The organism is Plantibacter sp. VKM Ac-2876 (genome assembly GCF_015350715.1).
GTDB classification, from domain to species: Bacteria; Actinomycetota; Actinomycetes; order Actinomycetales; family Microbacteriaceae; genus Plantibacter; species Plantibacter auratus.
Window position 1 is genome coordinate 103,376 of record NZ_JADKSI010000002.1, and the last position, 13,294, is coordinate 116,669.

General features: G+C 69.1%; 10 protein-coding genes. 5 read left to right on the top strand and 5 right to left on the bottom strand.

The window, feature by feature from the left end:
* Nucleotides 1-117: 117 nt before the first annotated feature.
* Complete coding sequence (locus ITJ62_RS06900) at nt 118-984, bottom strand: ParA family protein (protein WP_194602370.1); 867 nt, start codon at nt 982-984, stop codon at nt 118-120.
* A 73-nt stretch (nt 985-1,057) separates the two neighbouring features.
* Between ITJ62_RS06900 and ITJ62_RS06905 the strand changes: the two genes are divergently transcribed.
* Both ITJ62_RS06905 and ITJ62_RS06910 read left to right on the top strand, forming a co-directional pair.
* Nucleotides 1,058-4,465, top strand: coding sequence for a pyruvate carboxylase (locus ITJ62_RS06905; protein ID WP_137241610.1), 3,408 nt, complete (start codon nt 1,058-1,060; stop codon nt 4,463-4,465).
* A gap of 89 nt (nt 4,466-4,554) precedes the next feature.
* Nucleotides 4,555-5,046 carry a peptide deformylase gene (locus ITJ62_RS06910; protein ID WP_064297012.1) on the top strand — a complete coding sequence of 164 codons (492 nt, stop codon included), beginning with the start codon at nt 4,555-4,557 and terminating at the stop codon, nt 5,044-5,046.
* 54 nt (nt 5,047-5,100) lie between these two features.
* Here ITJ62_RS06910 and ITJ62_RS06915 read toward each other — a convergent pair whose 3' ends face one another.
* On the bottom strand, nt 5,101-6,930 hold the full coding sequence (locus tag ITJ62_RS06915) for a long-chain fatty acid--CoA ligase (RefSeq protein WP_194600488.1): 1,830 nt from the start codon (nt 6,928-6,930) through the stop codon (nt 5,101-5,103).
* Between the two features lie 187 nt (nt 6,931-7,117).
* On the opposite strand from ITJ62_RS06915, the gene ITJ62_RS06920 reads away from it, so the two are divergent.
* From ITJ62_RS06920 to ITJ62_RS06930, 3 genes are all read left to right on the top strand, one after another.
* A complete protein-coding gene (locus ITJ62_RS06920) occupies nt 7,118-8,071 on the top strand; it encodes an ROK family glucokinase (protein WP_064297010.1) in 954 nt (317 codons plus the stop codon).
* Nucleotides 8,072-8,097: 26 nt separating this feature from the next.
* The gene (locus tag ITJ62_RS06925; protein WP_064297009.1) at nt 8,098-8,781 is read left to right on the top strand and encodes a 1-acyl-sn-glycerol-3-phosphate acyltransferase; all 684 of its coding nucleotides are present in this window, start codon (nt 8,098-8,100) and stop codon (nt 8,779-8,781) included.
* Nucleotides 8,782-8,900: 119 nt separating this feature from the next.
* The gene (locus tag ITJ62_RS06930; protein ID WP_056005400.1) at nt 8,901-10,247 is read left to right on the top strand and encodes a class II 3-deoxy-7-phosphoheptulonate synthase; all 1,347 of its coding nucleotides are present in this window, start codon (nt 8,901-8,903) and stop codon (nt 10,245-10,247) included.
* A gap of 60 nt (nt 10,248-10,307) precedes the next feature.
* Here the strand turns inward: ITJ62_RS06930 and ITJ62_RS06935 are convergent, their stop codons facing one another.
* From ITJ62_RS06935 to pknB, 3 genes are all read right to left on the bottom strand, one after another.
* Nucleotides 10,308-10,709 carry a VOC family protein gene (locus ITJ62_RS06935; RefSeq protein WP_137241612.1) on the bottom strand — a complete coding sequence of 134 codons (402 nt, stop codon included), beginning with the start codon at nt 10,707-10,709 and terminating at the stop codon, nt 10,308-10,310.
* Nucleotides 10,710-10,719: 10 nt separating this feature from the next.
* The gene (locus tag ITJ62_RS06940; RefSeq protein ID WP_192004856.1) at nt 10,720-11,178 is read right to left on the bottom strand and encodes a helix-turn-helix transcriptional regulator; all 459 of its coding nucleotides are present in this window, start codon (nt 11,176-11,178) and stop codon (nt 10,720-10,722) included.
* A 64-nt stretch (nt 11,179-11,242) separates the two neighbouring features.
* Nucleotides 11,243-13,189, bottom strand: a complete 1,947-nt coding sequence (gene pknB / locus ITJ62_RS06945) for a Stk1 family PASTA domain-containing Ser/Thr kinase (protein ID WP_236555473.1) — start codon at nt 13,187-13,189, stop codon at nt 11,243-11,245.
* Between the last annotated feature and the right edge of the window lie 105 nt (nt 13,190-13,294).

Genomic DNA, 13,294 nt, shown 5'->3' on the forward strand with positions numbered 1-13,294 from the left:
CCCCGGTCCCTGGTGCTCCTGCCGGTCCCTGACGCGCCTGCCGGTCCCTGAGCCTGTCGAAGGGCGACCTGAGCGAGCACCTGGTCCGTGAGTCGGCCGAACGGTCTCGCCGCGACCTCAGCTGTCGGTGGAGGGCGCCTCGACGGCGGTGGGGCTGGTGACGACAGCCGGCTCCGGGGGAGTGCCGTCGGCGTACTCGCCGACGCGGCCCGTGCGCAGCACGCGGTCGAGGAGGGAGTCGAAGTTCTTCGCCATCTCCTGCGCCGTGTCGCCCGGCCACACGTGGACGGGCTTGGCGGCACCCTGCGCCTGCTGGAGGGACGTGCGCTCCAACAGCTGAGGGTTGAGGATGAGGGGACCGAACATGTCGCGCAATTCCTTGATGCGGAACTGGTGCTCCATCGACTGCGGACGCACCCGGTTGACGATGATGCCGAGCGGCTGCAGCCGGGGGCTCAGGCCGCGACGGATCTCCTCGACGGCGCGGAGGGCGCGGTCGGCGGCGGAGACCGAGAACAGGCCCGGTTCCGTGACGACGGCGACGCGGTCGCTCGCCGCCCAGGCGGTGCGGGTGAGTGCGTTGAGCGAGGGGGCGCTGTCGATGAGGACGAGGTCGTACTCCTCCTCGACGTGCGCGAGTGCCTCTTCCAGGCGCCAGATGTCGCGGATGCTGGGGTGCGGGCCGTCGAAGTTGATCGCAGACGGGCTGCCGATCATGACGTCCATCTTGCCCGGGTGGATCTTCGTCCAGCCGCTCGCCACGATCGCCTGCTCGACGATCTTCTTCTTCGGCGAGGTCAGCACATCCGTCACCGTGAGGTGCCCTGCGACGTCGACGGCCATGCCGGTCGAGACGTCGGATTGGGGGTCGAGATCCACGACCAGCGTGCGGATGTCCTTCGAGAACGCGGCGGAAGCCAGGCCAAGGGTGACGGTGGTCTTGCCGACGCCCCCCTTCAGGGAGCTAACGCTGAGTACATGCACAAGGCTCAACGTTACCGTGACTAGGCTAGGGAATCTCAACGTTTGCTGAGTTGGCTGTTGTGGGAAGGGTTCCATGTTCAGGAAGATTCTTGTCGCCAATCGCGGAGAGATCGCCATCCGGGCGTTCCGTGCCGCGTACGAGCTGGGGGCGAAGACGGTTGCGGTGTTCCCCTATGAGGACCGCAACTCGATGCATCGGCTGAAGGCCGATGAGGCTTACCAGATCGGCACGGAGGGTCATCCGGTGCGCGCCTACCTCGACGTCTCGGAGATCATCCGCGTCGCGAAGGAGTCGGGCGCCGACGCGATCTACCCCGGGTACGGCTTCCTCTCCGAGAATCCGGAGCTGGCCGAGGCCGCCCGAGCAGCCGGCATCACCTTCATCGGTCCGCCGTCCTCCGTCCTGGAGATGGCCGGCAACAAGGTGACCGCCAAGGAGCACGCCATCGCGGCCGGGGTCCCGGTCCTGAAGTCGACGCCGGCCAGCCGCGACATCGAAGAGCTGCTCGCCGGTGCCGCCGACATCGGGTTCCCGATCTTCGCGAAGGCGGTCGCCGGTGGCGGCGGCCGTGGCATGCGCCGCGTCGACAACGCCGAGGACCTCCGTGGCGCCCTCGAGGCCGCCATGCGCGAGGCGGACAGCGCCTTCGGCGACCCGACGATGTTCCTCGAGCAGGCTGTCGTCCGTCCCCGCCACATCGAGGTCCAGATCCTGGCGAGCGCCGACGGCGAGACCATCCACCTCTTCGAGCGCGACTGCTCGGTGCAGCGCCGGCACCAGAAGGTCGTCGAGATCGCGCCGGCCCCGAACCTCGACGAGGACACCCGTCAGGCGATGTACCGCGACGCCATCGCGTTCGCCAAGTCGATCGGCTACGTCAACGCCGGGACGGTCGAGTTCCTCCTCGACACCGCGGGGGAGCGCGCCGGTCAGCACGTGTTCATCGAGATGAACCCGCGCATCCAGGTCGAGCACACCGTGACCGAGGAGGTCACGGACGTCGACCTCGTCCAGTCGCAGATGCGCATCGCCGCCGGCGAGTCGCTCGGCGACCTCGGCCTCACGCAGGAGTCCCTGCACCTCCGCGGCTTCGCCCTCCAGTGCCGCATCACCACCGAGGACCCCACGGCGGGCTTCCGTCCCGACACCGGGAAGATCACGACCTACCGCTCTCCGGGCGGCGGCGGCATCCGGCTCGACGGCGGTACGGTCGCCTCCGGCGCACAGATCAGCCCCCACTTCGACTCGATGCTCGCGAAGCTCACCTGCCGCGGCCGCACGTTCGAGGCGGCCGTCACGCGCGCCAAGCGTGCCCTCGCCGAGTTCCGCATCCGCGGCGTCTCCACGAACATCCCCTTCCTGCAGGCCGTCCTCGAAGACGCCTCGTTCGTGGCCGGCGACCTCAGCACCTCGTTCATCGACGAGCGTCCGCAGCTCCTGCGCGGGCACGTCTCGAAGGACCGCGGGACGAAGATCGTCAACTGGCTCGCCGACGTCACGGTCAACCAGCCCAACGGCTCGCGTCCGTCCGGAGCGGACCCGGTCGACAAGCTGCCCGCGATCGACATCACGACCGACGCGCCGGCCGGCTCGCGTCAGCGCCTGCTCGAGCTCGGCCCGAAGGGCTTCGCTGACGCGCTCCGCGCCCAGACCGCCCTCGCCGTGACCGAGACCACCTTCCGTGACGCCCACCAGTCACTCCTGGCCACGCGCGTCCGGACGAAGGACCTGCTCGCGGTCGCACCGTTCGTCTCCCGGCTCACCCCCGAACTGCTGTCCGTCGAGGCCTGGGGCGGCGCGACGTACGACGTTGCCCTCCGCTTCCTCGGTGAGGAGCCGTGGGAGCGGCTGGCCTCGCTGCGTCAGGCGATGCCGAACATCGCGATCCAGATGCTGCTGCGCGGCCGGAACACCGTCGGCTACACGCCCTATCCCACGGAGGTGACGAACGCCTTCGTGCGGGAGGCCGCCGACACCGGGATCGACATCTTCCGGATCTTCGACGCCCTCAACGACGTGTCGCAGATGCGCCCGGCCATCGACGCGGTGCTGGAGACGGGGACGACCGTCGCGGAGGTCGCCGTCTGCTACACCGGCGACCTGCTGAACCCGGCCGAGGACCTCTACACCCTCGACTACTACCTCCGTCTCGCCGAGAAGATCGTCGAGTCCGGTGCCCACGTGCTCGCCATCAAGGACATGGCGGGGCTCCTCCGTCCGTCCGCGGCGGCCAAGCTCGTCGCGGCGTTCCGCGAGCGGTTCGACCTGCCGGTCCACGTGCACACGCACGACACCCCCGGTGGACAGCTGGCGACCCTCCTCGCGGCGAGCAACGCGGGCGCCGACGCCGTCGACGTCGCGAGCGCGCCGATGGCCGGCACGACGAGTCAGCCGTCCGCTTCCTCGCTGGTCGCCGCGTTGGCCCACACGGAGCGCGACACCGGCATCTCCCTGCAGGGGATCGCCGACCTCGAGCCCTACTGGGAGGCCGTCCGCGCGATGTACCGGCCGTTCGAGTCGGGACTCGCGGGCCCGACCGGTCGCGTGTACACGCATGAGATCCCGGGCGGTCAGCTGTCGAACCTCCGCCAGCAGGCGATCGCCCTGGGGCTCGCGGACCACTTCGAGCTCATCGAGGACATGTACGCGGCCTCCAACAAGATCCTCGGTCGGGTGCCCAAGGTGACCCCGTCGAGCAAGGTCGTCGGCGACCTCGCCCTCCACCTCGCCGCCGTCAAGGCGGATCCGGCCGACTTCGAGGCCAACCCCGACAAGTACGACGTCCCGGACTCCGTCGTGGGGTTCATGGCGGGCGAACTCGGGGAGCTCCCGGGCGGATGGCCTGAGCCGTTCCGCTCGAAGGTCCTCGCCGGTCGCTCGGTCGACATCGGGATCACGCCGATCTCCGCTGAGGACCAGGCCTCGCTCGACGGCGAGTCCGCCGAGCGCCGCTCGACCCTCAACCGGCTGTTGTTCCCGGCGCCGACCAAGCAGTTCGAGCAGCAGCGCGACCTGTACGGCGACCTCTCCGTCGTCGACACCGCCGACTACCTGTACGGCCTCGAGCCGGGCATGGAGCACGTCGTCGAGATCGACAAGGGCGTCCGGCTGTTCGTCGGGCTCGAAGCGATCGGCGCGGCCGACGAGAAGGGCATGCGGACCGTCATGGCGACCCTCAACGGTCAGTTGCGTCCGGTGTTCGTCCGCGACCGCAGCATCGAGGTCGACTCCCGCGCTGCTGAGAAGGCCGACACCTCCGTCCCTGGCCAGGTGGCCGCGCCGTTCTCCGGCGTCGTGACCGTCAAGGTCGCCGTCGGCGACCGCGTCGAGGCCGGCCAGCCGGTCGCCTCGATCGAGGCCATGAAGATGGAGGCGGCGATCACGACCGCCGTCGCCGGCGTCGTCGAGCGCCTCGCCATCCCGGCGACCCAGCAGGTCGAGGCGGGCGACCTGCTCGTCGTCGTGAAGCCGAGCGCCTGACCCTCCTGAGACCGGCCGCGTCCCTCCTCGAGGCGACGCGGCCGGTCTCCGCGTCCACCACACCTGTCCCGCCCGGAAGGATCCAACCCGTGACGACACGACCCATCAGACACTTCGGCGACCCGGTCCTGAAGGCTCCGACGGCCGAGGTCGTCACGATCGACGACGACATCCGCAGCCTCGTCCGCGATCTCGTGGACAGCGTGGAGCTCCCCGGTCGCGCCGGCGTCGCCGCGACGCAGATCGGCGTCGGACTCCGCGTGTTCAGCTACAACGTCGACGGCGTCATCGGGTACCTCATCAACCCGAAGCTCGTCGAGGTGCGCGGCGAACTCGAGGAGATCGGCGAGGGCTGCCTGTCGGTGCCCGGGCTCTGGTTCCCGACGCCGCGCCATCCCTACGCCCGTGCCGTCGGCATCGACCTCGACGGGCAGGAGCTGGTCGTCGAGGGTGAAGGACTCCTCGCCCAGGCGCTGCAGCACGAGACCGATCACCTCGACGGCATGCTCTACCTCGACCGACTGTCAAAGGAGCACCGCCGCGAGGCGATGAAGCAGGTCCGCGAGAGCGACTGGTTCTAGACGCCGGTCGACGGGCCCGGCGGTCCTCGACCGACCGCCGAGCCCGTCGAGGCGCTACTTCAGGGACATCCCCTGGGTCTCGGGCGAACCCGCTCCGAGGTACATGCCCTCGATCGTCTCCGCGAAGTCCTTGAGGATCACGTTCCGCTTGATGCTGAGCTTCGGCGTGAGGTGACCGCTCGCCTCCGTGAGCTCGTCGTCGAGGATGACGAACTTGCGGATCGACTCCGCGCGGGACACCTTGGTGTTGGCCTCGTCGATGGCGCGCTGGACGGCGGCGAGCACCGCGGGGTTCCGAGCAGCCTCGGCGGCGCTCATCGACGCGTCCTGGCCGTTGTTGGCGAGCCATGACGGCAGCATCTCGGTGTCGAGCGTGATGAGGGCGCTGATGAACGGCTTCTGGTCGCCGACGACGACGACCTGGCCGACGACCGGGGTCGCGCGGATCGGGTCCTCGAGCGCCGCCGGGGCGACGTTCTTCCCGCCGGCGGTGACGATGATCTCCTTCTTCCGCCCGGTGATCGTGAGGAAGCCGTCGGCGTCGAAGGACCCGATGTCGCCGGTGCGGAACCAGCCGTCGTCGAAGGCCTCCGCCGTCGCCTCGGGGTTCTGCCAGTACTCCTTGAAGACGTTGATGCCGCGCACCTCGACCTCGCCGTCGTCGGCGATGCGGAGGGAGACACCGGGGAGTGCCGGTCCGACCGTCCCGATCTTCGACTTCTGGGCGAGGTTGACCGTTGCAGGCGCGGTGGTCTCGGTGAGGCCGTAGCCCTCGAGGATCACGATGCCGAGCGCGTGGAAGAAATGACCGAGTCGCGGACCGAGTGGAGCGCTCCCGGAGACCGCGTACCGCACCCGGCCGCCCATGGCCGTGCGGATCTTCGACAGCACGAGGCGGTCGAGGACCCGGAACTTCACCTTCAGGCCGAACGGCACGGAACCGCTCTCGAGGGCCTTCGAGTAGGCGATCCCGGTCTCGGCGGCTGCACGGAAGATCTTGCCCTTGCCGCCGGCCTCCGCCTTCTGCTCGGAGGAGTTGTAGACCTTCTCGAAGACCCGGGGGACCGCGAGGAGGAACGTCGGCTTGAAGGTGCCGAGCGAGGGGAGCAGCTGCTTCGTGTCGGGCTGGTGGCCCGTCTTCACGCCGGAGTGCACGCACAGCACGGCGATGAAGCGCGCGAAGATGTGCGCCGTCGTGATGAAGAGGAGGGTGGAGGCACCGGGAGCGGACACGACGTCCTTGAGCGCGACGGCCGAGTTCCGCGACAGCTCGACGAAGTTCGAGTGGGTGAGGACGCACCCCTTCGGCCGACCGGTCGAGCCGGAGGTGTAGATGAGGGTCGCCATGTCGGAACCCACCGCCAGGTTGCGGCGGCGTTCGATCTCCTCGTCGGGGACGTCGACGCCTCCGGCCGCGATCTTGTCGAGGTCACCGAGGTCGATCTGCCAGACCCGCGCCACATCGGGGAGGTCGCCGTGCACCTCGTCGAAGCGGGCGAACTGGTCGGGCGTCTCGACCAGTACGCTCGTCGCTCCCGAGTCGCTGAGGATCCACTGCACCTGGCTCGGCGAGCTCGTCTCGTAGATCGGGACGAGGAGTGCTCCGGCGAACCAGACGGCGAAGTCGATGAGGGTCCACTCGTACCGGGTCTTGCACATGAGCCCGATCTTGTCGCCGGGTTCGATCCCCGCGGCGACGAGCCCCTTCGCCAGGGCGACGACCTGCGCGTGGAACTCGGCGGTGGTCACGTCCACCCACTCGGACCCGCGGGGAACGGCGAACAGCGCGGCGTCGGGCGCAGCAGCCAGGCGCTTCACGAGCAGATCGGTCGCATTGGCGGATGGGTCTGCTGCGACGACTGCAGGGACGTCGAACTGTTCCACGGCAACTCCTTCGGTACCAGGTCGGCAAGATGTTGCTCCATCCTAGAGCACGGGTGTTTGCGCGGTTTCTGTGGCGCGCACACGCTCAGTAGACTCGACTGCGGCGCGCGGGCGACCGACTCGGCTGAGGGCCGGCCGCACGCCACTGCCGGTATCGGCGACATCAGGACAGGGAGACGGCACCGTTATGGCAAACGCGATCGGCATCGACATCGGCGGGACGAAGATCGCGGGCGGGGTCGTCGACGACGACGGCCGGATCCTCGCGGCCGGGCGCACGCCGACGCAGGCCTCCGATCCCGACGCCATCATCGACGACGTCGTGGCCATGGTCCGATCCTTGGACGACGGCAGCATCTCGAGCGTCGGTGTCGCAGCCCCCGGGTTCTTCGACGCCACGCGCTCGACCGTCTACTACTCGCCGAACATCGCCTGGCGGAACGAGCCCCTGCAGGCCCGGCTGGCCGCGCGGTTGCCAGACAAGGTCGTGACGATCGAGAACGACGCGAACGCCGCGGGTTGGGCCGAGTTCCGGTTCGGTGCGGGGCGCGAGGAACGCAGCATGGTCATGGTGACGATCGGCACGGGTGTCGGCGGAGCGATCGTCCTCGACGACCGGCTCCTCACTGGTGGCTTCGGCAGCGGTGCGGAACTGGGACACATGCGCCTCATCCCGGACGGGCTGCCCTGCGGCTGCGGCGCGCGTGGCTGCGTCGAGCAGTACTGCTCGGGGAACGCGTTGCTCCGACTCGCGAACGAGGCAGCGGACGCCGGTGGCGACGGTGCCGCCCTCGCCCGAGCCCGTGCCGCGGCCGGCGGGCTGCTGAACGGACACCACGTCTCCGCCCTGCTCGAGTCCGGTGATCCCGGCGCCCTCCGGTGCCTCAACGAGCTCGCCGATCTGCTGGGGCAGGCCCTCGCGAGCATGTCGGCCATCCTCGACCCCAACATCTTCGTGATCGGCGGCGGCGTCGCCCAGGCCGGCGACCTCCTCCTGGACCCCGTTCGTGAGGCGTTCCTGACGCACCTCCCGGCGCGCGGATTCCACCCGGAGCCGTCCTTCAGCATCGCGCAGCTCGTGAACGACGCCGGTGTCATCGGCGCCGGCGATCTCGCCAGGAGCGCCCTCGTCCTCGGCTGACGACGACGGCAAGACGGAGGAGCACGATGTTCTACTGGTTCATGAAGTACCTGGTCGCCGGACCGATCCTCAAGTCGATCTTCCGGCCGTGGGTGATCGGCGCCGAGAACATCCCGGAGCACGGCGGCGCGATCATCGCCAGCAACCACCTGTCCTTCATCGACTCGGTGATCCTCCCGCTGTGCGTCGATCGGAGGATCTCCTTCCTGGCCAAGAGCGAGTACTTCCGCGGCAAGGGATTCGGTGGCTGGGCCACGAAGACCTTCATGCTCGGCACGGGGCAGCTCCCGATCGACCGGTCGGGCGGCAAGGCCTCCGAAGCCTCCCTCAACACCGGGCTCGCGGTCCTCGGCGGCGGTCACCTGCTGGGGATCTACCCGGAGGGCACCCGCAGTCCCGACGGGACGATGTACCGCGGCCGAACCGGCGTCGCGCGGATGGTGCTCGAGGCCGGGGTCCCCATCGTCCCCGTCGCGATGATCGACACCGAGAAGGTCATGCCCATCGGCACGAAGCTGCCCCGGATCCGCCGGATCGGGATCGTCATCGGCAAGCCGCTCGACTTCTCACGGTTCGAGGGCATGGAGGGGGACCGCTTCATCCTCCGCAGCGTCACGGACGAGTTGATGGTCGAGCTCCGCAAGCTGTCGGGCCAGGACTATCGCGACGTCTACGCCACGAGCGTCAAGGAGCGCGCCGCGTCGGCGTGACGCTAAGCTGAAAAACCGGGCCGCGATCGCGGTCCGTTCCCCCTTCCGGGCGGGCTCCGGAGCGCGTCCGGTCGAAGAGAAACAGGAAATCCGTGTCCCACGCTACAGAACCAGTCGTCATGGCCGAACCCTCGGTGATCGCCGGACTGGACTATTGGCGTGAGCTGCCGATCAAGCAGCAGCCGTCATGGCCGGACCAGGCCGCGGTGGCGCGGGCCTCCGCCGAACTCGCGACCCTCCCTCCGCTGGTGTTCGCCGGCGAGGTCGACATCCTGCGCGACCGGTTGGCCCGGGCGGCGAGCGGCAACGCGTTCCTGCTCCAGGGCGGCGACTGCGCGGAGACCTTCGCCGGTGCGACGGCCGAGCAGATCCGCAACCGCGTGAAGACGGTCCTGCAGATGGCCGTCGTGCTCACGTACGGTGCGTCGATGCCGGTCGTCAAGATGGGCCGGATGGCCGGGCAATTCGCCAAGCCGCGCTCCAACGACTCCGAGACGCGGGGCGACGTCACCCTGCCCGCCTACCGCGGCGACATCGTCAACGGCTACGACTTCACCCCGGAGTCGCGCACGGCCGACCCCGCTCGGCTCGTCAAGGGGTACCACACCTCCGCATCGACGCTGAACCTCATCCGGGCGTTCACCCAGGGCGGGTTCGCCGACCTCCGCGAGGTCCACAGCTGGAACAAGGGGTTCGCCGCCAACCCGGTGAACCATCGATACGAGGGACTGGCGCGCGACATCGACCGTGCGATCAAGTTCATGGAGGCGGCCGGAGCCGACTTCGACCAGCTGCGCGGTGTCGAGTTCTACTCGAGCCACGAGGCGCTGCTCATGGACTACGAGCGACCGATGACGCGGATCGACTCGCGGACCGGCACACCGTACAACACCTCCGCCCACTTCGTGTGGATCGGGGAGCGGACCCGCGAGCTCGACGGCGCGCACGTCGACTTCCTGTCGCGCGTCCGCAACCCGATCGGCGTGAAGCTCGGCCCCACCACCTCGGCCGACGACATGCTGCGTCTCATCGACAAGCTCGACCCCGAGCGCGAGCCCGGGCGCCTGACGTTCATCACGCGGATGGGTGCGGGCAAGATCAGGGACGCCCTGCCTCCGCTGCTCGAGGCGATCAAGGGTGCCGACGCGACGCCGCTCTGGGTCACCGATCCGATGCACGGCAACGGACTCACGACGCCCACCGGCTACAAGACGCGTCGCTTCGACGACGTCGTGGACGAGGTCAAGGGGTTCTTCGAAGCCCACCGCGCCGCAGGGACGCACCCCGGCGGCATCCACGTCGAGCTCACCGGCGACGACGTCACCGAGTGCCTGGGCGGCTCCGAGCAGATCGACGAGGCCACCCTGGCGACGCGGTACGAGTCGCTGTGCGATCCTCGCCTCAACCACATGCAGTCGCTGGAGCTCGCCTTCCTCGTGGCGGAGGAACTCGCCGCCGCGAAGTAGGCCCGGCACCACGAAGCGCCCATGCCGGGTTCGGCATGGGCGCTTCGTCGTCCGCGTCACCTACGCCTGGGAGATCCTGACCAGGTTGCCCGACGGGTCGCGGAACGCGCAGTCGCGCGCGCCCCAGCCCATCTCCTTCGGTTCCTGGAGCACGTCTGCGCCGGACGCGCGGACCCGTTCGAACGTGGCGTCGAGGTCGTCGGCTCGGAAGACGAGCATCGGCAGCACCCCCTTCGTGAGGAGGGCCTGCAGCGCGTCCCCGTCAGCCTGCGAACGACCCGCGTGCGGTTCGGAGACGACGATGTCGAGGCCGGGCTGCGCGTCGCTGCCGAGCGTCACCCATCGGAAGCCGCCGTTGGCGACGTCGTTCCGGACCTCGAGTCCGAGTGCGTCGGCGTAGAAGGCGATGGCCTCGTCCACGTCGTTCACCGTGATGTTGCAGTACTGGAGTGAGATCGTCATGACGACGACGTTACGCCGGGCGTTGGAGGCCCGCTTCTCCGATCCTGCTCGATCCACTCGGACCGGACACCCGGCGATGGGCAGGCCTCGTGGTCGTCTTGGCGACGCAGTCCGGCATCGCGTCGACCGCATGATGTTCGCGCCGACGGTACGCGCTCGGCGTCTCGCCCGTGATGGCGGTGAAGGCCGAGCTGAACGATCCGAGCGAGGTGGCCCCGACGGCCAGAGCGGCGTCCGTCACCGAGCTCCCCGCCCGGAGGAGCGCCATCGCCCGTTCGATCCGCCGGGTCATGAGGTGGCCGTACGGCGTCTCGCCGTAGACGGCACGGAACCGCCTCGCGAAGTGCGACGGTGACATGAGCGCGGTCGACGCCATCAGCGGCACGTCGAGCGGTTCGGCGTAGTCGCGGTCGATCAGGTCGCGCGCCCGTCGGAGGCAGGCGAGTTCAGCGAGGTCCTCCGGGCTCATGCGGCGAGCGTAGCAGGACGGCGACGGCTCGTTCCGACGAGCGGACGAGCGCCGTCCGACCGGGTCACAGACCGAAGTCGGTGATGTTGACGGTCGAGCCCTTCTTGACGGACTTGCCTGCCGGGGGATCGGTCTTCTTCACCTTGAAGATGTCGCGGAAGGCCTCTGCCACGGCGATGTCGCCGACGGTGAATCCGGCGTCCTGGAGTGTCGTGATGGCCTGATTGATCGTCTGGCCGGTGGTGTCGGGGACGGCGACCAACTCGACGCCCTTCGACACGATCAACGTCACGTCGTCGCCCGGGATGAACGCCGTCTCGTTCCCGTCAGCATCGGTCTTGGCCTGGATGCCGATGACCTGCCCCGCGGGGATCGTGTCGTCGAACGCCTCGTCCGAGGCACCCACGCCGAGCCCGACGGATTCGAGGGCGTCGCGCGCCTGGTCCGGCGTCATCCCCGAGACCGAGGGCACCTGTCCGGCCGACACGAGCAACGTCACCGTGGAGCCTTGGAAGGACGGCCCGCCCTGGCTGTAGTCGGCGCCCGAGGTCGCGTCGGTCGCCGCGAGCACGATGTCCTTCGCGATACTCGGGTCGAACTGCTGGTTCACGGTGCCGACGGCGACGCCGAGCGCGTCCAACTGCTGTTCGGCGTCGGACTGTGCGAGCCCGGCGAGGACCGGGATGTCCACCGGCTGCGGTCCCTGGGAGACGAGGACCGTGACGGAGCTGCCCTTGTCGATCTTCGACCCGGACGGCGGATCGCTGCCGGCGACCGTGCCGGCCGGGACGGTGAGGCTGAACGTCGCCCCTTCGACGGGCACGAAGCCCAGCTCCACGAGTTTGGCGGACGCTTGGTCGAAACTCCCGTCGGCGACGTTCGGGACCTCGACGAGCGAGCCCGGGCCCTGGCCGAAGTACCATCCGGTCCCGCCGGCGAGCGCGGCGAGCATGAGGACGATCGTGAACAGCGCGACGCCCACGCGGCTGCGCTTGCGCGCCTTCGTGGCGAGCTTGCCCGGACCGTCCGTTGCGTCGGCGCGCACCGGGACTTGCTGCGGTTTGGTGTTGCGGCCGATGACCTGGGTGACGTCGTCGGCGTGCTCGCTCGAGTAGGAGGCCGGCATGACGATCGTGGGCTGCGCCCCGGTGGCGACCGAGGTGAACCCGAGACTGGACTCGATGGACCGCAGGCGCTCGAGCATCTCGCCGGCGTTCGACGGACGATCGTCCGGTTCGCGCTCGGTGGCCCAGAAGACGAGGTCGTCGAGTTCCTTCGGGACGGCGGGGTTCTTGGCGCTCGGTGCGGGGACCGACTCGTTGGCGTGCTGGTAGGCGATCTGCATCGGCTGCTCGCCCTTGTAGGGCTGCTCGCCGGTGAGCATCTCGTAGAGCATGATCCCGAGCGCGTAGATGTCGCTTCGCGCGTCGGCCTGTCCACGGGTGACGAGTTCGGGGGAGAGGTAGGCGATCGTGCCGAGGAGCGCTTGGCCGGTGGCCGTGTTCGCGCTCGCGGCTCTCGCGAGGCCGAAGTCGCCGATCTTGATTCGTCCGTCATCGGCGAGGAGGACGTTCTCCGGCTTGACGTCGCGGTGGACGATGCCGGCGCGGTGCGCGGCGGCGAGTCCGGACAGCACGGCGTCGAGGATGTCGGCCGCCTGCCGAGGGGTCAGCGTGCCGTTGTCGCGGATGAGGTCGCGGAGGGTGATCCCCGGCAGATGCTCCATGACGAGGTACGCCATGTCGGAGTCCTGGCCCTGGTCGAACACGCTGACGACGTGCGGGTTCGCGAGCCGCGCGGCGGAGCGCGCCTCCTGGATGAAGCGGTTCTTGAACGTCGTGTCGTCCGAGAGGTGGCCGTGCATGACCTTGATCGCGACGCGCCGTTCCAGCCGGAGGTCCGTGGCGAGGTAGACCGTCGCCATGCCGCCACGGGCGATGCGTGAGCGCACCTGATATCTCCCGTCGAGGAGACGGCCGATCATCGGATCGGTCTGCTGGTTGCTACTCACCAGTCGAGTGTATGGAACGTCGAGCGCGAAGAGCTGTCAACACCCCGGGAGGGCGGCGAGGCGCCTGGATCGTTACCCGAACGCGATCCGACGGCGCCGAGCGGA